The organism is Quadrisphaera setariae, from assembly GCF_008041935.1.
Classification (GTDB): domain Bacteria; phylum Actinomycetota; class Actinomycetes; order Actinomycetales; family Quadrisphaeraceae; genus Quadrisphaera; species Quadrisphaera setariae.
In genome coordinates, this window is sequence record NZ_VKAC01000006.1 from 324,402 (window position 1) to 346,265 (window position 21,864).

22 protein-coding genes are annotated in these 21,864 nt (G+C 75.1%); 13 read left to right on the plus strand and 9 right to left on the minus strand.

The features are described from left to right. Position 1: 1 nt before the first annotated feature. The 3 genes from kdpB to kdpF are packed head-to-tail and all read right to left on the minus strand — an operon-like array spanning position 2 to position 3,899. Positions 2-2,140: a potassium-transporting ATPase subunit KdpB gene (gene kdpB / locus FMM08_RS12175; protein WP_147926604.1), complete on the minus strand. Its 2,139-nt coding sequence runs from the start codon at positions 2,138-2,140 to the stop codon at positions 2-4. Next, a complete protein-coding gene (gene kdpA / locus FMM08_RS12180; protein ID WP_147926605.1) occupies positions 2,137-3,810 on the minus strand; it encodes a potassium-transporting ATPase subunit KdpA in 1,674 nt (557 codons plus the stop codon). The genes kdpB and kdpA overlap by 4 nt, the downstream gene beginning before the upstream one ends. Next, positions 3,810-3,899, minus strand: a complete 90-nt coding sequence (gene kdpF, locus FMM08_RS12185; RefSeq protein WP_147926606.1) for a K(+)-transporting ATPase subunit F — start codon at positions 3,897-3,899, stop codon at positions 3,810-3,812. Before kdpF ends, kdpA begins: the two co-directional genes overlap by 1 nt. Before the next feature lie 338 nt (positions 3,900-4,237). Here kdpF and FMM08_RS24265 point away from each other — a divergent pair, with 338 nt between their 5' ends. The 7 genes from FMM08_RS24265 to FMM08_RS12220 all read left to right on the plus strand — a co-directional run bounded on the left by FMM08_RS24265 (position 4,238) and on the right by FMM08_RS12220 (position 10,221). Beyond that, positions 4,238-4,537: a glycoside hydrolase family protein gene (locus FMM08_RS24265; protein WP_147926607.1), complete on the plus strand. Its 300-nt coding sequence runs from the start codon at positions 4,238-4,240 to the stop codon at positions 4,535-4,537. Positions 4,538-4,636: 99 nt separating this feature from the next. Further along, positions 4,637-5,095, plus strand: a complete 459-nt coding sequence (locus FMM08_RS12195; RefSeq protein ID WP_147926608.1) for a hypothetical protein — start codon at positions 4,637-4,639, stop codon at positions 5,093-5,095. 133 nt (positions 5,096-5,228) lie between these two features. Next, on the plus strand, positions 5,229-5,465 hold the full coding sequence (locus tag FMM08_RS12200) for a hypothetical protein (RefSeq protein ID WP_147926609.1): 237 nt from the start codon (positions 5,229-5,231) through the stop codon (positions 5,463-5,465). 522 nt (positions 5,466-5,987) lie between these two features. Further along, positions 5,988-6,713 (plus strand): response regulator transcription factor, encoded by a 726-nt coding sequence (locus FMM08_RS12205; RefSeq protein ID WP_222710693.1) that lies wholly within the window; start codon positions 5,988-5,990, stop codon positions 6,711-6,713. Then, entirely contained in the window at positions 6,710-8,512 is a 1,803-nt protein-coding gene (locus FMM08_RS12210) for a sensor histidine kinase (protein WP_147926610.1), read from the plus strand. Before FMM08_RS12205 ends, FMM08_RS12210 begins: the two co-directional genes overlap by 4 nt. 185 nt (positions 8,513-8,697) lie before the next feature. Next, a complete protein-coding gene (locus FMM08_RS12215; RefSeq protein WP_147926611.1) occupies positions 8,698-9,195 on the plus strand; it encodes a hypothetical protein in 498 nt (165 codons plus the stop codon). A gap of 48 nt (positions 9,196-9,243) precedes the next feature. Then, on the plus strand, positions 9,244-10,221 hold the full coding sequence (locus FMM08_RS12220) for a hypothetical protein (protein ID WP_147926612.1): 978 nt from the start codon (positions 9,244-9,246) through the stop codon (positions 10,219-10,221). Between the two features lie 265 nt (positions 10,222-10,486). Here the strand turns inward: FMM08_RS12220 and FMM08_RS12225 are convergent, their stop codons facing one another. The 4 genes from FMM08_RS12225 to FMM08_RS12240 form a co-directional block, all read right to left on the minus strand. Then, complete coding sequence (locus tag FMM08_RS12225; protein ID WP_222710694.1) at positions 10,487-11,605, minus strand: NUDIX hydrolase; 1,119 nt, start codon at positions 11,603-11,605, stop codon at positions 10,487-10,489. A gap of 10 nt (positions 11,606-11,615) precedes the next feature. After that, entirely contained in the window at positions 11,616-13,919 is a 2,304-nt protein-coding gene (locus FMM08_RS12230; protein ID WP_147926613.1) for an RNA degradosome polyphosphate kinase, read from the minus strand. Between the two features lie 12 nt (positions 13,920-13,931). Next, complete coding sequence (gene mshD / locus FMM08_RS12235) at positions 13,932-14,951, minus strand: mycothiol synthase (RefSeq protein ID WP_222710695.1); 1,020 nt, start codon at positions 14,949-14,951, stop codon at positions 13,932-13,934. Between the two features lie 76 nt (positions 14,952-15,027). Further along, positions 15,028-15,777 (minus strand): winged helix-turn-helix transcriptional regulator, encoded by a 750-nt coding sequence (locus tag FMM08_RS12240; protein ID WP_147926685.1) that lies wholly within the window; start codon positions 15,775-15,777, stop codon positions 15,028-15,030. 147 nt (positions 15,778-15,924) lie between these two features. Between FMM08_RS12240 and FMM08_RS12245 the strand changes: the two genes are divergently transcribed. From FMM08_RS12245 to ygfZ, 4 genes are all read left to right on the plus strand, one after another. Next, positions 15,925-16,692 (plus strand): hypothetical protein, encoded by a 768-nt coding sequence (locus tag FMM08_RS12245; RefSeq protein ID WP_147926614.1) that lies wholly within the window; start codon positions 15,925-15,927, stop codon positions 16,690-16,692. Positions 16,693-16,811: 119 nt separating this feature from the next. Beyond that, positions 16,812-16,958, plus strand: coding sequence for a hypothetical protein (locus FMM08_RS23030; RefSeq protein WP_187279720.1), 147 nt, complete (start codon positions 16,812-16,814; stop codon positions 16,956-16,958). 9 nt (positions 16,959-16,967) lie between these two features. Further along, positions 16,968-18,629: a malate synthase A gene (aceB, locus tag FMM08_RS12250; protein ID WP_255472326.1), complete on the plus strand. Its 1,662-nt coding sequence runs from the start codon at positions 16,968-16,970 to the stop codon at positions 18,627-18,629. Positions 18,630-18,705: 76 nt separating this feature from the next. Then, positions 18,706-19,806 carry a CAF17-like 4Fe-4S cluster assembly/insertion protein YgfZ gene (gene ygfZ / locus FMM08_RS12255; RefSeq protein ID WP_147926615.1) on the plus strand — a complete coding sequence of 367 codons (1,101 nt, stop codon included), beginning with the start codon at positions 18,706-18,708 and terminating at the stop codon, positions 19,804-19,806. 22 nt (positions 19,807-19,828) lie between these two features. Here the strand turns inward: ygfZ and FMM08_RS12260 are convergent, their stop codons facing one another. Further along, positions 19,829-20,074: a hypothetical protein gene (locus FMM08_RS12260; RefSeq protein ID WP_147926616.1), complete on the minus strand. Its 246-nt coding sequence runs from the start codon at positions 20,072-20,074 to the stop codon at positions 19,829-19,831. A gap of 294 nt (positions 20,075-20,368) precedes the next feature. Here FMM08_RS12260 and FMM08_RS12265 point away from each other — a divergent pair, with 294 nt between their 5' ends. Further along, positions 20,369-20,890, plus strand: coding sequence for a heme-binding beta-barrel domain-containing protein (locus tag FMM08_RS12265; protein ID WP_147926617.1), 522 nt, complete (start codon positions 20,369-20,371; stop codon positions 20,888-20,890). 18 nt (positions 20,891-20,908) lie between these two features. On the opposite strand, the gene FMM08_RS12270 is transcribed toward FMM08_RS12265, so the two are convergent. Then, complete coding sequence (locus tag FMM08_RS12270) at positions 20,909-21,166, minus strand: hypothetical protein (protein ID WP_147926618.1); 258 nt, start codon at positions 21,164-21,166, stop codon at positions 20,909-20,911. Positions 21,167-21,311: 145 nt separating this feature from the next. Here FMM08_RS12270 and FMM08_RS12275 point away from each other — a divergent pair, with 145 nt between their 5' ends. After that, on the plus strand, positions 21,312-21,857 hold the full coding sequence (locus FMM08_RS12275) for an RsiG family protein (protein ID WP_147926619.1): 546 nt from the start codon (positions 21,312-21,314) through the stop codon (positions 21,855-21,857). The last annotated feature ends 7 nt before the right edge of the window (positions 21,858-21,864 follow it).

The window sequence follows — 21,864 nt, forward strand, 5'->3', positions numbered from 1 at the left end:
CTCAGAAGCCGGGGATGAGCGAGACGAGCAGGTCGATGGCCTTGATGCCGATGAACGGCACCAGCACGCCGCCGAGCCCGTAGACGAGCGCGTTGCGCCGCAGGAGGGCCCCCGCGCTGGCCGGGCGGTACCGCACGCCGCGCAGGGCCAGCGGGATGAGGGCCACGATGACCAGCGCGTTGAAGATGACGGCGGAGAGGATCGCGGACTGCGGGCTCGACAGCCCCATCACGTTGAGGCGGTCCAGGGCGGGGTAGATGCCCGCGAACATCGCCGGGATGATCGCGAAGTACTTCGCGACGTCGTTGGCGATGGAGAACGTGGTCAGGGCGCCGCGGGTGATGAGCAGCTGCTTGCCGATCGCCACCACCTCGATGAGCTTGGTGGGGTCGGAGTCGAGGTCGACCATGTTGCCGGCCTCCTTCGCGGCCGACGTGCCCGAGTTCATCGCCACGCCCACGTCGGCCTGAGCCAGGGCGGGGGCGTCGTTGGTGCCGTCACCGGTCATCGCCACGAGCCGGCCGCCGGCCTGCTCGCGCTTGATGAGCGCCAGCTTGTCCTCGGGGGTGGCCTCGGCGAGCACGTCGTCGACGCCGGCCTCCGCGGCGATCGCCTGCGCGGTGAGCCGGTTGTCGCCGGTGACCATGACCGTGCGGATGCCCATCTCGCGAAGACGTTGGAAGCGGGCTGCTGTGCCGGGCTTGACGACGTCCTTGAGGTGGATGACGCCCAGCACCCGCGCGGGGGCGTCACCGACGCGCTCGGCGACGACGAGCGGGGTGCCGCCCGACTGCGAGATCCGGTCGACCACCTCGGACAGCTCGCCCGAGGGGACCTGCGCGCCGCCGCTGGCCGCCACCCAGGCGGCGACCGCGCTGGCCGCGCCCTTGCGCAGCGAGCGGACCTGACCGGCGCCGGTCCCGCCGCCCCGTGGCAGGTCGACGCCGCTCATGCGGGTCTGGGCGGTGAACTCGACGTACTCGGCACCCGCGGGGGGCTCCTCGGAGCCACCCCGGGAGGCGTCCACGAGCTCGACGACCGAGCGGCCCTCGGGGGTCTCGTCGGCCAGGCTCGACAGGCGGGCCGCATCTGCCAGCGCGCCCGGCTCCACGCCGGCCAGGTGGACCAGCGCGGTGGCGCGGCGGTTGCCGAAGGTGATGGTGCCGGTCTTGTCGAGCAGCAGGACGCCCACGTCACCGGCCGCCTCGACGGCCCTGCCGGACATGGCCAGCACGTTGCGCTGGACGAGCCGGTCCATGCCGGCGATGCCGATGGCGCTCAGCAGCGCCCCGATGGTGGTGGGGATGAGGCACACGAGCAGCGCCACGAGCACGGGCACGCTCTGCGCCTGCCCGGAGTAGATCGCCAGCGGCTGCAGCGTCACCACGGCCAGCAGGAACACCAGCGTCAGCGACGCCAGCAGCAGGTCCAGGGCGATCTCGTTGGGCGTCTTCTGGCGGGCCGAGCCCTCGACCAGCGCGATCATCCTGTCGATGAACGTGCTGCCGGGCTCGGCGGTGATCTTCACGACGACCCGGTCCGACAGCACGCGGGTGCCGCCCGTCACCGCCGACCTGTCGCCGCCAGCCTCGCGGATGACGGGCGCGGACTCGCCGGTGATGGCCGACTCGTCCACCGACGCGACGCCCTCGACCACGTCACCGTCACCGGGGACGACCTCCCCGGCCTCGACGACGACGAGGTCGCCGCGGCGCAGGGCGGTCGCGGAGACGGCCTCCTCCTCCCCGGTGGTCCGGTCGAGCAGCCTGCGGGCGGTGGTCTCGCTGCGGGTGCGGCGCAGCGTCTCGGCCTGGGCCTTGCCGCGGCCCTCGGCCACGGCCTCGGCGAGACCCGCGAAGACCACCGTGGCCCACAGCCACACCACGACGAGCCACGTGAACAGGCTCGGGTCGACGACCCCGTACACCGTGCTGACGGCCGAGCCGACCCACACGACGAACATCACGGGGCTCTTCAGCTGGTGGCGCGGGTCGAGCTTGCGCAGCGCCGCCGGGAGGGACGACACCAGCGCGCGGGCGTCGAAGGCGCCGGCGGCGGGACGGGCACCCCTGTCGTCGTCCTCCTGGTGCTGCTGGGGGCCGCGGTCGAGGACGGCGCTGTTGGAGGAGGTGGTGCTCATGAGAGGGCCTCAGCGATCGGAGCGAGGGCGAGCGCGGGGAAGTACGTCAGACCGGCGACGACGATGACGACGACGGTGACGAGGCTCGCGAAGAGGGGGGTGTGGGTGGGCAGGGTGCCCGCGGTGACGGGGACCGGCGCCTGCGAGGCCAGGCGGCCGGCGAGGGCGATGACCAGCAGCATCGGGATGAAGCGCCCGAAGACCATGCACAGCCCCAGCGCGACGTTCTGGTAGTCGGTGGCGGCGCCGAAGCCCGCGAAGGCCGAGCCGTTGTTGTTGGAGGCCGAGGCGTACGCGTACAGGACCTCCGAGAGCCCGTGCGCGCCGTCGTCCTGGAGGGAGGCGTCGCGCAGGCTCGGGACCCCGGCGGTCAGCGCGGCACCGACGAGCAGCAGCGTGGGCGTGGCGAGCACGTAGAGGGCCACGAGGGTGACCTCGCCCTTGCCGATCTTCTTGCCGAGCAGCTCGGGGGTGCGCCCCACCATGAGCCCGGCGAGGAAGACGGCGATCACGGCGAGCACCAGCAGGCCGTACAGGCCCGATCCGGTCCCACCGGGGGAGACCTCACCCAGCATCATGTTCAGCACCGCGACGCCGCCGCCGGCGGCCGTCAGCGAGTCGTGCGCACCGTTGACGGCGCCCGTGGACGTCGCCGTGGTCGAGGCGCCGAACAGGGCCGTGAGGACCTCGCCGAAGCGGACCTCCTTGCCCTCCATCGCGGCCCCCGCGGCCTGCGGCGCAGCACCGGAGCCGGTGACCTCGGCCCAGACCGCCAGCGTGACCGAGCTGAGCCACAGTGTCCCCATCACCCCGAGGACGGCGTAGCCGTGGCGCTCGTCGCCGACGAGGCGGCCGAACGTGCGCGGCAGGGAGAAGGGGATGGCCAGCATGAGGAAGACCTGGAAGAGGCTGACCCAGGCGGTCGGCCCCTCGAAGGGGTGCGCGGAGTTGGCGTTGAAGAAGCCGCCGCCGTTGGTGCCCAGCTCTTTGATGGCCTCCTGCGAGGCGATCGGGCCGCCCGTGATCGTCTGCTCGCCGCCGGCGATGGTCGTGGAGGCGGTCGGCCCGGCGAGGTTCTGCACCACGCCACCGAGGAGCATGACGACGGCGGCGACCACGGCCAGCGGCAGGAGGATCCGCACGCAGGTGCGGACCAGGTCCACCCAGAAGCTGCCGATCCGCTCGGTGCGGCTGCGGGTGAACCCGCGCACCAGCGCCACGGCAACGGCCATGCCGACCGCCGCCGACGTGAAGTTCTGCACCGCGAGACCGGCGGCCTGCACGAGGTGGCCCATCGTCGACTCGCCCGAGTAGGACTGCCAGTTCGTGTTGGTCACGAAGCTGATCGCCGTGTTCCACGCCGTGGGCGCGGGGACGCCCGGGAAGCCGAGGGAGAGCGGCAGCCACGCCTGCAGCCGCTGGAAGGCGTAGAGGAACAGGACCGAGACGAGGGAGAACCCGAGGACGGCGCGGGCGTAGACCGGCCAGCGCTGCTCGGCGTCGGGGTCGATCCCCGCCACGCGGTACAGCACGCGCTCGACGCGCAGGTGGCGCGTGGAGGTGTAGACGCGCGCCATGGCGTCGCCCAGGGGGGCGTGGACGACCGCGAGGGCGGCCACGAGGACGGCGATGGTCAGCGCACCTGCCGCGCTGTCGGACAGGACGGGCATCAGAACCGCTCCGGGTCCAGCAGAGCGGTCAGCAGGTAGCCGACCAGGGCGAGCACGAGGAGGAGCAGGACCACGCTGACGGCGCTCACCGCTGGCCCCCCAGCCGCTCGAGGCCGCTGACGAGCAGGGCCAGGACGGCGAAGACCACCACGGTCAGCGCGATGAAGGCGATGTCAGGCACAGGCGCCATCCAGCCACTGCCCGAGAGCGGCGACGGCGGTCCTGACGGAGCCCTGACGGCTCACCCGGGGGTCTCTGACGCCTCCCGGACGGCCTGCTGCGCCGTTCGGACACACCGTCCCCGCGAGACCCGGGCCGGACGGCACCCGACGCGACCAGCGGCGGCTCCAGACAGACCCGCACCTGGAACGACGGGGCGAGGAGCACCACGGCCGGGTCCGCTGCACGCGCATGTGGCACCTGATGTGTGACGCCCTGCGGCGTCGCTACCGGCGTCCAGGGCGAGAACGCCTGGGCCCCCGAGGCCATCTGGGACCCCGCCAGCAACGCCTGCGTCATCTACTGGGCCAGCAACGCCCCCGCAGCCGAGGGCGGCACCAAGCACCAGATCCTCTACGCCACCACCACTGACTTCGGCACGTGGGGCAGGCCGGCCAGGGCCGGCTGGGTGGGGGGCGGATCGCACCCCAGCCGGTCTCCACCCCCCTTCCGAGGAGCCAGGAGTCAGGAGACCGGCAGACCCGCCTCGACCGGAGGGGGCGAGTAGACCGGAGCCTGACAGCGCCTTGACGCGGTCTTGACAGTGCCCGTCCCAGAGTGGGAGCACCAGGAAGGGACCCCCTTCCGCCGCTGGAAGGACACCACGATGACCAAGACCCGCCGCACCCTCGCCGTGGCCGCAGCCCTGCTCGCCGTCGGTGGCTCCCTGGTGGGAGCGACCTCAGCGATGGCCGCTGACCACACCGACCAGCCCGCCCAGCCGACCGTGGAGGTCTCCGCAGTGGCCCCTGACTCCTCCGAGAGCCCCACCTGGATCGACACCGAGCCCGCCCCCGAGGACAGCGAGGACGCGGGGGGCTCGACCTGGATCGACGGTGTGGGGACCCCTGAGTACCTGGACCTGCTCAAGACCGACGAGGACGTCGATGACGCCCAGGTCCAGCTGGTGGACTTCATGAAGGCCCGCGGCCTGCAGGTCCAGCTGTCCTACGGCGATGAGGACGGGCGTCCCTACGCCGAGTACGACACCTTCGTGGACGCCAACCTCGACGCTGTCGACGCCTACTGGGACGCCCGCCTGACCCAGGCCAAGGCCCAGGGCTGATCCCAGGGCTGGTCTCGGACGCACCAGTCCTGCTGCACCGGGCCAGCGCTCGGTGCCGGCGTTCTGGGACCCCCGCAAGCGCGGGGGTCCCAGAACGCCCTTCCGCACCGACCGGCGAAGGAGCACGACCGCCATGACCACCACCTCCCTGGGCGCCGAGATCACCATGACCGGCACGACCGGCGCGACCGGCGTGCGGGCGCTGACCACCGCGCGCGCTGGGGTCGTCCTCCGGCGCCGGGCCTGCCGGCCGGACCTGAGCACCCTCGCCGGGGTCCGTCGCTACAAGCGCCACACCCGCTGCATGGAGGTCGCGATCGTGGCCTGCACGGTCGCGGTGGTCCTGGGGTGCGTGGTCCCGCTCGGCTGAGCGCGGCCGGAGGTGGGCTCACCCTTCGTCGTCGTCAGCACAGCTCGCCCGGTGAGGCGTCCCAGCCCTGTCTGGCGTCGTCGCCCCTGGTCAGCGCCACGCAGTCCCGGTCAGGCGGTGGGCGGGAGCCCTCGTGCGCGAGAGCTCCAGCGCCCCAGCACCAGCGCACCCTCGTGCTGGTTCCCCCACCGACCCCCTGGGACCGGCGGTGAGGGCCTCCGCGCGTCTGTCCTCCCGCGCGGTGCGCAGCGGGTCTGTGCGGATCGACCACGCGCCCTGTGGTGCGTGGTCACCGGGACCGCGGTCGTGGCTGCTTCGCCCCTTCCAGGTGGTCGACGGCTGCCAGCACGGCGCGCCGCCGTCGTGAGCGCCGCTCGTGGTCCGCCGGTGGTCGTCGACGAGCTGCCTCAAGATCGCGCGGCTCCTCGTCGACAACGGGAGTGCTGCACGGTCCCGGGGGCCTGCGACACCCTGCACGACGACCCATCCGTCCACGCGCCGTGCGGCGCTCGTCGATCTGGAGTGAGCGTGGCTTCCATCCTCGTCGCCGAGGACGACCGCAAGCAGGCCGAGCTGCTGCGCGCCTACCTGGCCAAGGACGGGCACGCCGTCAGCGTCGTCCACGACGGCCGCGCCGCACTGGACGCCCTGCGCACCAGCGACCCGGACCTGCTGGTGCTGGACGTGATGATGCCCCTGCTGGACGGGCGCGACGTGCTGCGCGTGACCCGCGGTGAGCGCCGCGCGGCCGTCATCATGGTCACCGCGATGGCCGCCGAAGCCGACCAGCTGCTCGGTTTCGATCTGGGCGCGGACGACTACGTCACCAAGCCCTACAGCCCCCGTCAGCTGGTCGCGCGCGTCAACGCCGTGCTCCGGCGCACCGCTGCGGCGCAGCCGTCGAGCCCGGTGGTCGTCATCGGCTCGCTGAGCGTCGACAGCGAGCGCTTCGAGGCCCGCCGCGACGGGCAGGTGCTGCCCCTGACCCCGCGGGAGTTCCGCCTGCTGGAGACCCTGGCCTCCCAGCCCGGACGGGCGTTCAGCCGAGGGGAACTGCTGGAGGCCATCGCCGGTTTCGACAGCTTCGCCTTGGAGCGCACGGTGGACATGCACATCATGAACATCCGCCGCAAGGTCGAGGCCGACCCGGCCCACCCGACCTGCGTGGTGACGGTGAAGGGCCGCGGGTACAAGCTGGACGACACCGCTGATGGCGCTCCGGGCGCCGTGCCGGGGCGCCCGCGGTGAAGCTGTTCGCCAGCCTGCGCTCCCGGGTGCTGGTGGCCACAGTGGCGCTGACCGTCATCACCGTGCTCACCACGGCCTGGACGGTCTCTCGCAGCGTGGAGCAGGCGCTGCGCAGTCAAGCGGCCAGGTCGCTGAGCAACGACACCGACATCTACCAGGCCCTGCTCGACTACGGCGGCGCCCACACCAGCTGGGACGGAGTCGACGACACCGTGCGCGACCTGGCCACCCGCTACGACCGGCGCATCGCCTTGAAGGACGCCTCCGGGCGGGTGCTGGTCGACTCCTCTGCGCTGCTGGGCCAGCACGACGGGCCGCTGCGTCCCAGACCGGACGCCGTGGTCGACCCCTACACCGCAGGCCTGGTCAGCAGCGCCCCCGGGTCACTGGTAGGTGCGGTCGCACCCGCCCAGCCGGCACCGTCCGCAGCTGACGTCGCTGAGAACGCCCAGCGGATCCAGACCGCCTCAGCCTGTCTGCGCGCTGCGGGGATCCGGTTCAGCGTCGACGACGTCGGTGACGGCACCCGCACCATCACCGTGGACGGAGACGGCACCACCGAGCAGCAGGACGAGACCGCCTCGCGCTGCACCGACCCGCTGTACCAGCCCACAGCGTCGCAGCGGGCGGGCGCTGAGGCGCAGAACCGCGCCATCGGGTCCTGCCTGGACAGGTCCGGTACGGCTCACCGCCTCACCGGGGGCGAGGACGGCGACACACCCTTCGTCGTCGTCGACGAGGCAGACCCGGCCGCGGTCGCGGGGCTGCAGCGGTGCACCGAGCAGGCGGACCGCGCCAGCCTCGCGCCCCGCGTGGCGCTGTTCCTGGGCTCTTCCGACGCCGCTGCGCTGCGCTGGGACCGGCTCACCACCGGTAGCACCCTGGCGGTGATCGCTGCGATCATCGCCGTCGCCAGTGCCGTCGCGCTGGTGAGCACGCTGGCCATCACCCGACCCCTGCGCCGCTTGGCGGCCGCGGCGGACCGCATCACCCACGGCGACCTCGAGACCCGGGTGCCCACCGCCGGGCGCGGCGAGGTGGCCCAGGTGGGGGCGGCGTTCAACACCATGGCCGAGGCGCTGCACCGCACTGAGGCCCAGCGCCAGCAGATGGTCAGCGACATCGCCCACGAGCTGCGCAACCCGCTGGTCACGCTGAACGGCACCCTGGAAGCGATCCAGGACGAGGTCTTCACCGCCTCCCCGGAGGTCATCGACTCCCTGGCCGAGGAGGCCCGCCAGCTCAGCCACCTGGTCAAGGACCTCGCTGAGCTCAACGCCGCCGAGAGCGGGCACCTGCGCCTGGCCAGCGGCCTCCTGGACCTGGGCGAGGTGGTGCGGACGGTGGCCGAGGCCCACACCGTGGTCGCGCGGACCGCCGGGCTGACCCTGCGGCTGGACGACCAGCACAGCCGCGCCGCTGGCCAGCAGCACGACGGTTGGCGCGCGCTCGTGGTGGGTGATGAGGTGCGGCTGCGCCAGGTGCTGACCAACCTGGTCTCCAACGCGGTGCGCTACAGCCACCCCGGTGGCACCGTGACCATCACCACCGCCACCACGTCGGACGCCGTGGAGGTGCGCGTGGCCGACCAGGGCGTAGGCATCACCGCCGAGCAGCTGCCGCTGGTCTTCGACAGGTTCTGGCGCGCCGACGCCGCCCGAGCCCGAGCCACCGGGGGCACCGGGCTGGGCCTGGCCATCTCCCGAGAGCTGGTCCACGCCCACCACGGGGAGCTGACCGTCACCTCCCAGCCCGGTGTCGGCACCGAGTTCGTCCTCCGCCTGCCCGCGGCCCGATGACCGACGTCGGCGGCTGCACCGGCACGGACCACGGGGCGCGCGGGGACGGGGCCCGCTCGAAGGCTGACCGGAGGCTGACGCGGGCTTGACGCGGTCTTGACGCAGGCCGCGCGACGCTGGTGCACACCACAGCGCAGCAGCCGGCCGGCTCGCCGCGCTCCCGCCGCAGAGCAGGGGGACGACCGATGACCACGACGACGACCACGACGCCCAGCGCACACCTCGCGGACACCGCAGCGACCAGCACCCCGCTCGCGCCGCCGGTGCGGGTCGGTGTGCGGGAGCTGGCCGGCTCGGTCGTCGTCCTCACCCCGGGACGCTCGCTCCTGGTGACCGGCGCCGACGACGCCGCGTGGCGCGCCAGCGCCCAGGACTGCTCGGTGGCCGCCATCGGGACCCCCGCCCAGGTGGCTGCCGCGGATGCCGCTGAGCCGGTGGACGCGCACCTGGTGTGCTCCCTGACCGCCGTAGCCCCCGGACGCACCCGTGGCCACCTGGTCAGCGCCGGCGGGCAGCACCACCCGTTCGAGGTGATCGTCCTGGCTCCCCAGCCCGACACCCAGCCCGCTGCAGTGGCGGCTCGCCAGCCCCTCGAGCGGTCGCGCCCGTCCCGGACCGCGCGCTGCCGGCGCGTCCTGAGGCCGCTGGGACGCCCAGGTGCGCCCGTGATCGCCAACGGGTGAGCCCCCCAGACCACTCAAGTGACCGCCTCCGCCTCCTGATCGAAGGACGTGAAGATCATCGCCGCTCGCTCCCGGACCCACCGCCGGCTCGCCCTGGCCACCACCGCCCTGGCGGCCCTGACCATCGCCGGCTGCGGCGGCGGGAACCCCGATCCCGTCGGCCCCTCCGGCTCGCCGACCAGCTCGCCGACCAGTGCGGTCTCGGTCGACCTCAGCGGAGCCTGCGCCACCACCACCCCCGCCGCCAGCGGTGGGCTGCCGGTGTGCACCGGGCCCTACACGGACGGCGTTGCCCTGCGGTTGCCTGCAGCCCCCTCTCCCGACCAGGGCTACGGCGCCTTCACCCGCGGTGGGACCGGCTTCGCCACCGCCGACGGCACGGTCCACGAGGTGAGCGCCGAGGTCCTGGACAAGGCGTCCGCCGCAGCCGACGCCGCAGGTGTCCCCGACTACGCCACCACCGCCTACCTGGCCACCCTCAAGGGCGGACGGGTCACCGCCGTCACCCCGGTCCTGCGCATCGACCGCGACGCCCTCGTCAGGTCGGTCTTCGCCGGCACCACCATGGTCGGGAAGATCTCCCCCGTCGACGCCCCCGTCTCTCCCCAGAACCCCAGCTACTCCGGCGACCCCTCCCTGCCGATCGTCATCGCCTGGTCCGACAAGGCCACCGACGGCCAGCTCTCCGGCACCATCGCCAACGCGACCACGTCCGTGCGGGCCGCAGGCACCTGCGTCCCGGCGCTGTCCAGCGCTGCCGCCAACCCCCTGGTGGGAAGCTTCACCGCTTCGGTGGGCCTGCTGCCCTATCCCTCGATGCACGCGCCGTGGGACGACGAGCTCGTCTTCTTGTGGACCCAGGACAGCACCGGCATGGGCGATGCCTACTACCCCAGCGTGGCGACCCTCATGGGCGCTGACGCCGTGGCGGGCACCTGGGAGGTCGTCCAGCACGGCAGCCCCACCTCCGGTCCCAGCATGGACCTGACCCTGCAGCCGAAGGGGTCCACCGTCACGACCTGCTGAGGCAGGACCCGCCGCGGGCGTGGGGGGCACCGATGGTGCCTCCCACGCCCGCACCGCGCCTGGCCCCGAGGGCCGTCTGCGCTGCTCCGAAGATCCGACGGCCGGCCGCGGGTCGTGGAGGTCCCTGCCTCGCAGCGGGACGGCGAGGGCCTTCGAGGCCGGTCCGCGGGGGCGGTGGAGGCGCCTCCAGGTGGTCGGCCACGGCGTCCCGTCGAGAGGTTCCCCCAGCGACCCAGCGGTCACGCCCAGGTCCGCGCGCGTCCGGTCAGCCCGCCGGGACGGCGTGGCGCTCCACCGCCACCACCAGCCCAGAGCTGCGAGAGACGTGCGCGACGAGCACTTCACCCGGACCGAGGTAGGGGTCGTGCTGGGGGACCGCCGCCGCGACGTCGTCGGCGGCGTGCTCGGCGAGCTCCCCGAACACCGTCGACAGCACCGGCCGGTGGGTGCACAGCAGCACGGGACGCTGCTTGCCGAGCAGCTTGCGCACGAGCTTGGCCGTGCGCCCGGGGTCGCGCCGGTGCGCGTCCTCGGTGAGCCGACCGCGCGTCTTCACCTTCGCGCCGCTGGCCCGCAGGTACGGCTCCACCGTGTCGGTGCAGCGCCGCCACGGGCTCGTCACCACCCGCGGGGGCTGCCACGCCGTCAGCAGCTCCGGCAGGCGCTCCGCCTGCCGCCGGCCCGGAGCGGCCAGGGGCCGCTCGTCGTCGCTGCGCCCCCACGCCGTCTTGGGGTGCGCGTGGCCGTGGCGGACCACCACCAGCGGCCAGGTGTCCAGCCCGCCGGTGCGGTCCGCGGCGAGCAGCGCGCGCAGCTGCACGCGGTCACCGCGCCGGGTCAGGCGGGCGTCCGCCTCCTCGGGCGTCACCCACTCCGTCCTGTCGACCTCCGCCGGGCGCGGCGGCACGGGGTGCCTGGCCCCCTCGACGTGGGCGGCCCAGTACGAGACCTCCTTGGTGGCGTCGGCCCCGAGGGCGTAGCGGGCGCTCGGCAGCGCCCGCCCGAGCCTGATGACCAGCCCGGTCTCCTCTGCCACCTCCCGGACCGCCGCGGCGGGCGGCAGCTCCGCGCCCTCGAGCTTCCCCTTGGGCCAGGACCAGTCCCGGTAGCGGGGCCGGTGCACCAGCAGCAGGCGCAGGCCGCCGTCGGGCGCGCGGTACCAGCACAGGGCACCGGCGGCCCGCACGAGGGGGAGCGGCTGCTGGGGCGCGGCGTCGTGGTCGTCCCGGTGGTCGTGCCCCTGGGCGCCGTGGGCGCCGTGGGCGCTCTGGGCCGCCCGGCCGGGCGGCCGGGAGTGCTGCGCGGCGGACGGCACCGCCGACGGGGTGTTCTCGCGTCGCTCGGGCTGCTCGGGTTCGGCGGCCGCGGCGGCTGAGGGGGCCACGACGGCCCCCTCAGCGCCGGCGGGCGCGGCGGTTGGAGCGCGCGGCGATGAGGAACTCCTGCAGGTCGAGCAGGCGCTCGCCCTCGGAGTCGACCGACGCGCGGTCCCAGGTGCCCTCCGGCCCCAGGTGCCAGCTGGCGGTGCCGGCGTCCGCGGACAGGTCGACCAGGTCCACCAGGGCCCGCTGGTGCTCGACGTCGCGGATGCGCACCAGGGCCTCCACCCGGCGGTCGAGGTTGCGGTGCATCATGTCGGCGCTGCCGATGTACACCTCGGCGTCCCCGCCGGCCTCGAAGGCGAAGACCCGGCTGTGCTCGAGGAAGCGCCCGAGGACGGAGCGCACGCGGATCGTCTCGGACAGCCCCGGTACGCCCGGGCGCAGCGCGCAGATCCCGCGGACGACGACGTCGACCGGGACCCCGGCCTGCGACGCGCGGTACAGCGCGTCGATGATCGCCTCGTCGACCATCGAGTTGACCTTGATGCGGATGTGGGCCGGGCGCCCGGCGCGGTGGTGCTCGGCCTCCCGCTCGATGCGCTGGACCAGCCCCCGGCGCAGCGAGCGCGGCGCCACGAGCAGGCGCGAGTACCGCGTGCGCGGCGCGTAGCCCGACAGCTGGTTGAACAGCTTGGTCAGGTCCTCGCCGACCTCGTCGTCGCAGGTGAGCAGACCGAGGTCCTCGTAGAGGCGGGCCGTCTTCGGGTTGTAGTTGCCGGTGCCGACATGGCAGTAGCGGCGCAGCCGGTCGCCCTCCTGGCGCACGACCAGGCAGAGCTTGGAGTGCGTCTTCAGCCCGACGATGCCGTACACCACGTGCACGCCGGCCTGCTCGAGCTTGCGGGCCCAGGTGATGTTGTTCTGCTCGTCGAAGCGGGCCTTGATCTCCACCAGGGCCAGCACCTGCTTGCCCGCGTCGGCGGCGTCGATGAGCGCGTCGACGATGGGCGAGTCGCCCGAGGTGCGGTACAGCGTCTGCTTGATCGCCAGGACCTTCGGGTCCGCGGCCGCCTGCTCGAGGAACGCCTGCACCGACGTCGAGAACGAGTCGTACGGGTGGTGCAGCAGCACGTCGCGGGCGCGCACAGCGGCGAAGATGCTCCGCGGCTGGCTCGACTCGCGCCCGTCGGTGAGGTGCCGGTGGGTCTTGGGCACGAAGGTCGGGTAGCTGAGCTCGTGCCGCTCCAGGTCGGCGACGGCGTTGAGGCCCCGCAGGTCCAGCGGACCGGGCAGGACGTACGTCTCCGACTCCTCCACGCCCAGCTCGCGCACCAGCAGCTCGCGGACGTGGTCGTCGGTCTCGGCGGTGATCTCCAGGCGGACCGGCGGGCCGAACCGGCGGCGCAGCAGCTCCTTCTCGAGGGCCTGCAGGAGGTTCTCGGCGTCGTCCTCCTCGACCTCCAGGTCCTCGTTGCGGGTGACCCGGAAGGTGTGGTGGGCCACCACGTCCATGCCCGGGAAGAGCTGGTCGAGGTGCTCGGAGATGACGGCCTCGAGCGGCACGAACCGCGCCGTCCGCCCGGAGGCGCTCTTGCCCTGCTCCACGCGCACCAGGCGGGGCAGCAGCGGCGGCACCTTGACGCGGGCGAAGTGCTCCTTCTCCGTGTTGGGGTTGCGCACCACCACGGCGAGGTTGAGCGAGAGGCCCGAGATGTACGGGAAGGGGTGCGCGGGGTCCACGGCCAGCGGCGTGAGCACCGGGAAGACGGAGTCGCGGAAGAACTCGTGCAGGCGGTCCTGCTCGGCGGGCTCCAGCTCGTCCCACGCGACGATCCGGATGCCCTCGGCCGCCAGCGCCGGCTGCACCTGCTCGGTGAACGTCCGCGCGTGGCGCTCCACGAGCTCGTGGGCCCGCTCGCTGACGGCGGCGAGCACCTCCCGCGGCTCCAGCCCGCTGGCCGCGGTGACCGCCAGACCGGCGGCGATGCGGCGCTTGAGGCCGGCCACCCGCACCATGAAGAACTCGTCGAGGTTGCTGGCGAAGATGGCCAGGAAGCGCGCCCGCTCGAGCAGCGGCACCGACGGGTCCTCGGCGAGCTCGAGCACCCGCTGGTTGAACGCCAGCCAGCTGAGCTCGCGGTCGCCGAAGCGGCCGGCCGGGAGCGGTGCGGGCTCCTCGGACTCCACGACCTCCTCGACGGCCCCCGTGCGCTCCTCGACCTCGTCGTCCTCGGCAGCGAGGTGCTCGGTGAGCGCCTCCTCCAGGTCGGCGGCCGCTCCTGCCGCCGGATGGGGCTCCGCGCCGTCGCTCACCGCCGCTGCTCCGGGTGAGGGCGCGAGCCCGTTCGCGGGCTGCTCGCTCGTCGTGCTCGCCATCCCACCATCCTCTCAGCCCACCCCCGGCGCCGCGGCGCCCCGCCGGTACAGCACGTCTGACGTGTCGAGCTCGAAGCCGAGGCGCTCGTACAGCCGCAGCGCCGCCGCGTTGTCGGCCTCCACGTACAGCTCCGCGGAGGCGCAGCCGGCGGTGTCGAGGTGGTGCAGCCCCGCCAGCACCACCGCCGTGCCGAGGCCGCGGCCCTGGGCCGCGGGGTCCACGGCCACCACGTAGACCTCGCCCGCCCGGTGGCCGGCGGACCCCTCCACCTTGGTCCAGTGCGAGGCGAGCAGGCGGCCCCGCTGCGCGTCGACGGCCAGCAGCAGCCCGGCCGGGTCGAACCAGGGCTCCGCCTGGCGCGCGGCGAGGTCGGCGGCGGTCCAGCGGCCCTGCTCGGGGTGGCTGGCGAAGGCGCGGGCGTTGAGGTCCAGCCACGCCTGTTCGTCACGTCCTACCTCGAAGGCGCGCAGGGCGACGTCGTCCGGCAGCTCCAGCGGCGGCAGCGGGGCGTCCGGCCCCAGCGGGCGGCGCCGGTGCTGCAGCTCGCGCACCGGTCCGTAGCCCCGGCGCCGGGCCAGGGCCGCGGCCGCCGCGGACCCGCCGTGCGCCCACACCACCAGCTCTGACGGCTCTGACGGCCCTGACCCGTCGGCGAGCAGCTCGAGCTGCTCGGCGAGCAGCGAGCCCAGCCCCCTGCGTCGCGCCGCCGGGTCCACCAGCAGCTCCGCTGCGCCCTCGAGCGGCAGCTGGGCGTAGCCGACGACGACGAGCGGGGCGTCCGGCCCGGCGCCGCTGCCCGCCGGACCGTCCGCCGGCCCGGCGGAGACGAGCAGCGCGTGCTGCGCCGCCGGCGCCGGCTCGCGCAGCGCCAGCAGCGACGCCTCGGACAGCGGGTGGCCGCCGTCGACCGCGGCGGCGCGCTCCACGAGGGCCTCCACGGCGGCGGCCTCGCCGGCGGACAGGGAGGGCAGCGCACGGATGGGGAGTGCGCCGGGGGGCAGGGCCCCGGCGGCGCGGGCGGCGTCGGGCACCCCCGCAGGCTAGGGGCCGGCCGCGCGGGCGGCTCGCGGTGGCGGCCCGCCCGTCGGCCTCGGGAGCCGCGGGCGCTCAGCGCTCGGCGACGGCCCCGTCGTCGTCGGTGACCTCGGAGCCGGGGCGCAGGTCGAGCTCGCGCCGCTCGCGGGTCGCGGGCACGAAGCGGTAGCCGACGTTGCGCACGGTGCCGATGAGCTGCTCGTGCTCGGGTCCGAGCTTGGCGCGCAGGCGCCTCACGTGGACGTCCACCGTGCGCGTGCCGCCGAAGTAGTCGTAGCCCCAGACCTCCTGCAGCAGCTGAGCGCGGCTGAACACGCGGCCCGGGTGCTGCGCCAGGTACTTGAGGAGCTCGAACTCCTTGTAGGTGAGGTCCAGCGAGCGCCCGCGCACCTTCGCGGTGTACGTCGACTCGTCGATGACCACGTCGCCGGCGCGGATCTCCTCGGGGGCGTCGTCACCCGCCTCCGCGAGCGCGGCGCGCCCCACGGCCAGGCGGAGCCGCGCCTCGAACTCGGCCGGGCCGGCGGTGTCGAGCAGCACGTCGTCGGCGCCCCAGTCGGCGGCGACGGCGGCCAGCCCGCCCTCGGTGAGCACGAGGAACAGCGGGCAGCTCACGCCGGTGGTGCGCAGCAGCCGCGCGAGCGACCGCGCCGCCACGAGCTCCCGGCGGGCGTCGACCAGCACGGCGTCAGCCGGTGGGGCGTCGACGAGGGCGGCGGGCTCGGCGGGGAGCACCCGCACCGAGTGGGCGAGCAGGCCGAGGGCGGGCAGCACCTCGGCAGATGGGGCGAGCGCGTTCGTCAGCAGCAGGAGCTGGGCCACGGCGTCCTCCGGGTCCGGGACGGGTCCCACCGCCGCGATCAACCGTCGCGCCGGTGCGACGTCGCTACGACGAGGTGAACGATAGGTGACGGGAGCCTCTCGCCGCCACGGTCCGGCGCATGTCACCCTCGGTGGGACGATCCGGGGGTGACACCCCCGCGGCGAGCCACACCGTCCGCCCGCTCGGCGCTCGTCGCCGCGGGCCTGGCCGGCCTGCTGGCGCTCGCCGGCCTGGCGGGGACCGTCCCGGCCGCGGGTGCGGCGGTGCTCGTGGTGGTGGCCCTGGCCCTGGGCTGGCCCGGGCTGCTCCTGCTGCCCAGCCCCCGCGGCAGCGCAGCGGTGGTGGGCGCCACCGGCGTGCTCGCCGTGGTCGCCACCACCGCCACCGCGCTGCTGGACGACGGCCACGAGCCCCTGCGCCCGCTGCCCGCCGTGCTGGCCGTCGCCGTCCTGGGAGCCTTCGCCCACCAGATGCTGCGCCGCGACCTGCGCCCCCGCGTGGTCGACGGGCTGGGCGGGGCGGTCACCGGGCTGCTCCTCGCCGGGCTGGCGAGCGGCTGGGTGGCCGCCGCCGCGGACGCGGCGTCGTCGGTGGCGGTCACGAGCGCGGCGGCGGCCGCGGTCGCCGCCGCGGCTCTGGCGGCGGCGCTGCCCGTCCCGCGGCCCCCGGGGGTGCTCGCCTCGGTGGTCGCCGGGGCCGCCGCGGGCGCGGGGGGAGCGGTGCTGGCGGGGGCGGCCGCCGGGCCCGGTGCGGCGCTGGGCGCCGCCCTGGGGGCGGTGGTGGCGCTGGTGGTGCTGGTCCTGGCGCCGCTGGCGCCCGCCTCGCGGGCCCTGCCCTCCCTCGGTCGCGCTGCGGCCCCGGTGGCCGCCGCCGGGGCCGTGGTGGGCCTGCTCGGTCCCGTGCTGCTGGGCTGACGGCCGCCCGCGCTGGCCCTGCTGCCGTGCTGCCCGTCCGGGGGACGCGCCCGGAGCGGCGGCTGGTGCTCCCGGCGTGTCGCCGGGCTCGCGGACCACGCGTCTGCCACCGTCGAGGCGTGGACGTCCTGCCTCTCCTCCTGCTGGTGCTGGCGGCCTTCATCCTGGTCCGGCTCCTGCAGATGGCCCTCGACCCCTCGGCGCGCCAGAACGCGGCACCCGCGCGCTCCGCGGCGACCGTCCCACCGAGGACCACCGGGCGGTAGCGTCCGCGGGTGGCCCCCAGCACCGCCAGCGACCCCTCCGGCCCCGTGCCCGCCGAGCCCGCGCAGCTGCCCGACGGCGTGGTCGTGGAGCACGCCGGGCCGGCCCACCCGCGCGCCGCGCAGGTGCTGACCCCCTCGGCGCTCTCGCTGCTCGCCGAGCTCCACCGCCGCCACGACGGCCGCCGCCGCGCCCTGCTCTCCGCGCGGGAGGACCTGCGCCGCGCCGCCTCGGCCGCCGGCTCCCTGGCGCTCGACCCCCGCACCGCGTCCGTGCGCGAGGGTGTCTGGCGGCTCCCGCCCGCACCTGCTGACCTCGCCGACCGCCGCGTGGAGATCACCGGCCCGGCCGAGCCGCGCATGGCGTTCAACGCCCTCACCTCCGGGGCGCTGGTGTGGATGGCCGACCTGGAGGACTCCTCCACCCCGCACTGGCGCAACGTGGTCGGCTCCCAGGTGGTGCTGCGCGACGTGGTCCGCCGGACCCTGTCGGGCACCACCGGCGACGGCACCCCCTGGGCCCTGCCCGAGCAGGGCCGCCTCGCCACCCTGGTGGTCCGCCCGCGCGGCTGGCACATGGACGAGGCGCACGTCCTCGTGGACGGGGAGCCCGTCTCGGGCTCCCTGCTCGACGCGGCGCTCTTCCTGGACGGCAACGCCGCCGAGCTCATCGCCCGCGGCTCCGGTCCCTACCTGTACCTGCCCAAGCTCGAGCACGCCTCGGAGGCGGCGCTGTGGCACGACGTCCTCGCCGACGCCGAGGCGCACCTGGGTCTGCCCGAGGGCACCGTGCGCGTGACGGTGCTCATCGAGACGATCACGGCCGCCTTCGAGATGGAGGAGGTGCTGCACGCGCTCGCGCCCCACGCCACGGGCCTCAACGCCGGCCGCTGGGACTACCTGTTCAGCACCATCAAGACGTTCCGAGACGCGGGTCCCGGCTTCGTGCTGCCCGACAGGTCGGCCCTCACCATGACCACCCCGTTCATGCGCGCCTACGCGCGGGCCCTGGTCCGCACCTGCCACCGCCGCGGTGCGCACGCCATCGGCGGCATGGCGGCGGCCGTGCCGAGCCGCAAGGACGCCGAGGCCGCTGCCCGGGCGCTGGCCGCCGTCGCCGCCGACAAGGAGCGCGAGGCCGGTGACGGCTTCGACGGCTCGTGGGTGGCCCACCCGGACCTCGTGGCGACCGGTCGCGCGGCCTTCGACGCGGTGCTCGGCGAGGCGCCGGACCAGCTGGCCGCCCACGCCGACGAGCGCCCGCAGGTCAGCGCGGAGCTGCTCCTGGACCTGCCGGACGCGGCCGGCCGGGTGACCTCTGCGGGCCTGGCCACCAACGTGTCGGTGGGCGTGCGCTACCTGGCCGCCTGGCTGGACGGCCGGGGCGCCGTCGCCATCGACGGCCTCATGGAGGACGCCGCGACGGCGGAGATCAGCCGGTCGCAGGTGTGGCAGTGGGTGCGCGCGGGCGCGGTCACCGAGGACGGCGCCCCCGTCACCGCCGACCGCGTCCGCGACGAGCTCGCCGCCGTCGTCGACGGGCTGGTCGCCGCCGCTGGCGACGACGCCGCGGGCGCGGCGCGCGCCCGTGAGGCGGGAGCGCTCTTCGAGCGCGTGGCCCTTGCCGAGGACTTCCCGCCCTTCCTCACCACCGCCGCGGACGTCGGCCCGTGACGTCCGCGGCCGTGACGAGGCCGACGAGGACGGCTGCGGCGGGAAGCAGCGGGCCGCGCGCAGCGCTGCACACGGCGTGAGCAGCACCCGACGCAGCCCCCTGCTGGACCGCCCCGGAGCCGTCGAGGGCGGCGCTGAGCGCGGCGGTGTCGACGCGGGCGTCGCCTGGCACTACGGAGACCCCGTGCGCGAGCAGCGGCTGCTCGAGCAGGGGCTCGCCGTCGTCGACCTGTCCCACCGCAGCGTGGTGAGGGTCTCCGGCCCGGACCGGCTCCGCTGGCTCGACTCCCTCACCTCCCAGCGCCTCACGGACCTGCCGCCGCGGACCTCGGTGGAGTCGCTGCTCCTCAGCCCGGAGGGCCGCGTCGAGCACGCGCTCCACGTCGTCGACGACGGCGAGGCCACCTGGCTGGTGCTCGAGCCGGGCGAGGGCGCCCCGGCCGCGGCGTGGCTCGACTCGATGCGCTTCATGCTGCGCGTGGAGGTCGTCGACGTCACCGACGACTGGGCCGTGCTCGGAGAGCCCGTGGGCCGCGAGTCGCTGCCGGGGGAGCCGCTGGCGTGGGTGGACCCGTGGCCCCGCACGTCGCCGTCGTCCACCCGCTACGGCCCCGCCGACGACGAGCACCCCGGCGCCGACCGCCCCTGGCGCGAGGTGCTCGTGCCGCGCGCCGAGCTCGTGGCGGCCGTCGGCGACCGGCCGCTGGCCGGCACGTGGGCCTCCGAGGCGCTGCGCGTGGCCGCGTGGCGACCGCGCCTGGGGGCGGAGACCGACGAGCGGACCATCCCGCACGAGGTCGACTGGCTGCGCACGGGCGTGCACCTGTCGAAGGGCTGCTACCGGGGCCAGGAGACGGTGGCGAAGGTGCACAACCTGGGGCGCCCGCCGCGCCGCCTGGTGGCGCTGCACCTCGACGGTTCCGGGGCCGCGCTGCCCGCGCCCGGGGCGGAGGTGGTGGACGTCGACCGCGGCCGCGCCGTCGGGCACCTCACGAGCGCCGTGCGGCACCACGAGCTGGGGCCCGTCGCCCTGGCGCTGGTGAAGCGCAGCACCCCGGTGGACGCGCGCCTCGTGGTGGACGGCGTGGCGGCGGCGCAGGAGGTCGTCGTCGACCCCGACACCGCACCGGCCCACGCGCGGCCGCAGCTGGCGACCCCGCGGCGCCCGCTCGCCTGAAGCCCGGCGGCCCCGCAGGGGTTCAGGCGGTGGGGGAGAGCCGCTCCGCCGAGGTCCGCGGAGCCGGAAGGGCCAGCGCGCGGGGGGCGTCCTCGTGGCGTGCGGCCACGGCCAGCGCCAGCACGGGCACCGACGGGCGAGGCCCCTGGGTCGCGCGGGCCTCGGAGGGTCCCTGCGCGCGGGAGACGACAGCACCCACCGCGAGGCTCACCGCGACCGACCCCAGCGCCCACGCGCCAGCCACCACCAGGACGTCCACGCCCGCCACCCCGCTCTCCGGCTCCGACCACGACTTCTCGCTGAGAGTAAGCAGTCGTTGACGCAGAGTGCGGGAGGCGGTGTGCGTGCCCACCGACGTGTCGCAGATCGCACTCCCGCTCGCCGCGCCGCGACCTCCTGCGGGCGGCGCGAGCGCGCGCCGCCGGTAGTCTCGCCGAGTGAGCACCGAGGCCTTGGAGATCTTCTACCTGTGCCTGCTCGTCCTGAGCAGCATCGTGATCATCTGGTTCTCCTTCTACGTCGTCTTCAGGCTCTTCAAGGGCCAGCGCTGAGGAGCCCCACCGTGCCTCTGGAGATCGACGGCTCCCTGCCCGCGTCCCTGGTCCCCCTGCAGTGGCTCGTCGGCCGCTGGGCGGGCGCCGGGGTCATCGCCACCCCCGAGACGGGCGAGGCCCAGGTGGGCCAGGAGGTCGACGTCGTCGCTGACGAGCGCGGCTTCCTCTCGTGGACGTCCCGCGTGTGGCGCCTCGACGCCGAGGGACGGCGCACCGACCCCCTCGACACCGAGACCGGCTACTGGCGCACGTCCGCGGAGCAGTCCTCCCCCGGGAAGCCCGGGGTCGACGTCGAGCTGCTGCTGGCCCACCCCACCGGCGTGGTGGAGGTGCTCGTCGGTCGCGTGCTCGGCACGCGCGTCGAGATGGTCACGGACGCGGTGGTCCGCACGTCCGGCGCTAGCGACTACACCGCCGGCAAGCGCACCTTCGGGCAGGTCGAGGGAGACCTGCTGTGGGTGCTCGACGTCGCCAGCTCCACCGAGCAGCTGCACCCGCGCCTGTCAGCGCGGCTGCGCCGCGTCGACTGACAGCGGCGCAGCCGGGCGTCAGGACGCCAGCCGGGGGAGCTCCACCACCACGCGCGGGTCGTGCAGGGGCGCACCGCCGGGGGCGAGCGCCGCAGCGCCCGGCACCAGCCGGACGGGACTCGTGAGGAGCCGGGCCCACCCGACCCCCGTCCAGACGTGCGTCGCCTCCGCCGTCCACGCGCCGCACGAGACGGCGACCCGCTCGGGGTCGGGGAGGGCGGGGTCGAGGAACAGGTCACCCGGTTCGGCTCCGGGGCCGCGCTGCCACGGTGTCATCCCGGAATGGTGGGGTCCCGACCGCTCTGCGGCGAGAGGACACGCGGCGCGTCGGGACCCGGCTCGCCGGGGCTCCGGCGCGTCGGCCCGGGCACGCCGCGGCGAAGCACCTTCCTGTGACCTGCCGCGCGGCTACTCTCGGTGCATGACGCTGGACTACCGGCCTGGTGGGCGCCGACGGCTCGACCACGTGCTCGACCCGGCGTTCTGCGACGACCTGACCGCGGTGGACGAGGCGCTGCTGCGCGCCCGCCGCGAGGACGCCCAGCAGGAGGAGGCGGACCTCTCCTACGTCCGCCGGCTGCTGCAGGGGCGCCTCGACCTCCTCGAGGCCGAGCGGGCGCACCGCACCGGAGAGCGGCCCTCGCCGGGGCGCGGTGGTGCCCGCAGCGACGCCGAGCTGGCCGAGGCGCTGTCGCGCATCCTCGCCGACGACACGCGCAGCACCCGCGGCATCGGCAGGTTCCTGTCGGTGGAGCCCAGCCGCATCGGCGAGCACCGCCGCGAGGCGGAGCTGGCCGTCGCCGACGTGCGCACCAGCGCCCCGTCCGAGCTGTCGGACCCCGCCCTCGCCGACGCCATCGACCACCTCCGTGGCATCGAGCAGCGGCTCTCCACCACGCGCCGCCGGGTCCAGCAGGTCGAGGGCCAGCTCACCGAGGAGCTGGGGCGCCGCCTGCGCCTCGGCTGACCCACCG